At 54.9% G+C, this 1,573-nt stretch carries 4 protein-coding genes; all 4 read right to left on the minus strand.

Annotation, left to right across the window (positions count from 1 at the left end; genetic code table 11):
* Positions 1-306, minus strand: a 306-nt coding sequence (locus tag AC1RO3_RS07780) for a hypothetical protein (RefSeq protein ID WP_481763902.1), incomplete at its 3' end; no start/stop codon positions are given.
* On the minus strand, positions 303-725 hold the full coding sequence (locus AC1RO3_RS07785) for a hypothetical protein (protein ID WP_481763903.1): 423 nt from the start codon (positions 723-725) through the stop codon (positions 303-305). The genes AC1RO3_RS07785 and AC1RO3_RS07780, both read right to left, overlap by 4 nt.
* A 2-nt stretch (positions 726-727) precedes the next feature.
* Positions 728-1,003 (minus strand): hypothetical protein, encoded by a 276-nt coding sequence (locus tag AC1RO3_RS07790; protein ID WP_281106395.1) that lies wholly within the window; start codon positions 1,001-1,003, stop codon positions 728-730.
* 231 nt (positions 1,004-1,234) lie between these two features.
* The coding region (locus AC1RO3_RS07795) for a hypothetical protein (protein ID WP_251211677.1) at positions 1,235-1,573 on the minus strand (339 nt) is incomplete at its 5' end.

Below are 1,573 nucleotides of genomic sequence, written 5' to 3' on the forward strand. Positions count from 1 at the left end.
ATCCGCTACCTCGGGAGCTGTCAAAGCCTCAATCCAGAAGGCTTTTTCGATTTCCATTTGAAAAGTTGTGTAGTCGCTGCACCCGAGCCATTCACAGAGTTCGTGGTCAGGCTCTATCCAGTGCCGTTTTCGTACTTCAGCCACTCTACACAGAACGGTTACCACCATTTCGTAGAACGACTGCGCGACCGTGAGTTCCCGCTGCTTACCATCTTTCCGCAGTTTCTTCTCGATCTTGCGGACAAGCGCCTCATTCTGGCCACGCACGTATGGAAGCGCTTGTTCAAGAAGCTCTATGGCCTTCATGCAAACGCGCCTCGCATAGTCTTGTCGAAATTCGCCATGGTCTGGTTGAATTTGCGCATCATCACATCGAATTGCGCACGCTCCGCGTCCGTCAGCTCGTCATAGTTGCGAGTTTTCACCGTTGTATTACCGTCTCGGTCCGTCTGGGTGATACGTACCGTACGCGAACTCCAGTCTGCGGCACTGGCGTGGTCATCCGGCTTAGCAGGTTCGGGTTGCACGTCCTTCCCAGTCAGTTCCGCAAACTCTTTTTGCTTGCGCGCCAGATACAGGTTCGCTTCGACCAGCTCCTTCTTCATGCGTGCTTCCCGGATTTCCCGGGTGATGCGGTCCTCGTGGAACGCACAGTAGACAACGCTGATGAAGACACCGATAAAGACTCCGGCCACAAGCCACACCATACTCATTGCCGTGAACATATTTACTCTCCTTGTTTTTGTGCGTGAAGCACTGCACTGATTTCGCGCAGCCGATCAGTGATCGGCTGTCCCTTGCTGTCCGCGTAAAACTCTTCGAACAGCTCGATCACGTCGTTCACGGCATGCGCCAACTCCGCGACCTCCCGCAGCCTTTGGTTCGCCTGATTGAGGCGCTCGTATGCTTGCTTCAGGCACCTGTCACGGAACAGGATGCCACCGACCGCCATTTCCAGACGCTCTTCCACCGTGTATAGCGGGTTTTCCCAGAGTTCGTTCATCGCACGGACTTCCCACGATAGGAACCGTCGTCGATGTCATGGAACCGACGCGGCTGCGGTTTATCAAACCAGCCATCGAGATAAGCGAAACTGGCAATAATGCAAATCGCGCTCAGGGCCCCGACAGCGACGCCTGAACAGAACACGAATTCCTGCGTTACTTGAAACATATCGCCTCCAGATGTGAGAATGGCTCCTAGAATGGGAGCCATTTTATGCTGTGTCAAGTGCTTATTTCTCGTCCGGCTCTTCGTGGGCACGCAGCCGGTCGATCAGATCGAGCAGGGCATGGCGATCTGCCACGTCCAAATCCTTCGAGCAGTCCTTCAGGCGTTCGACGAGCTTCTGTTCCTGCGCGCTCAGCCGGGCGCGCGGAATCACGTATTCGATAGCTGACGCGTAGTATCGCCATTCTTTCGTGGTGTGGCGTTCCGATTTCGGCCCATGGAAGCGCTGCTGATACGCAACCTCTTCGGCGCAACGTGCTTCTGCTTCTTCACTGGTCTGGTACGCAGCGAAGTTTTCGTTGTCCTCCGGATACTCACCGTCGAAGTAGTTCGCGAGGTAGAG

The sequence above is a fragment of the Dellaglioa sp. CoH-57-MRSF-19 genome, assembly GCF_056781975.1.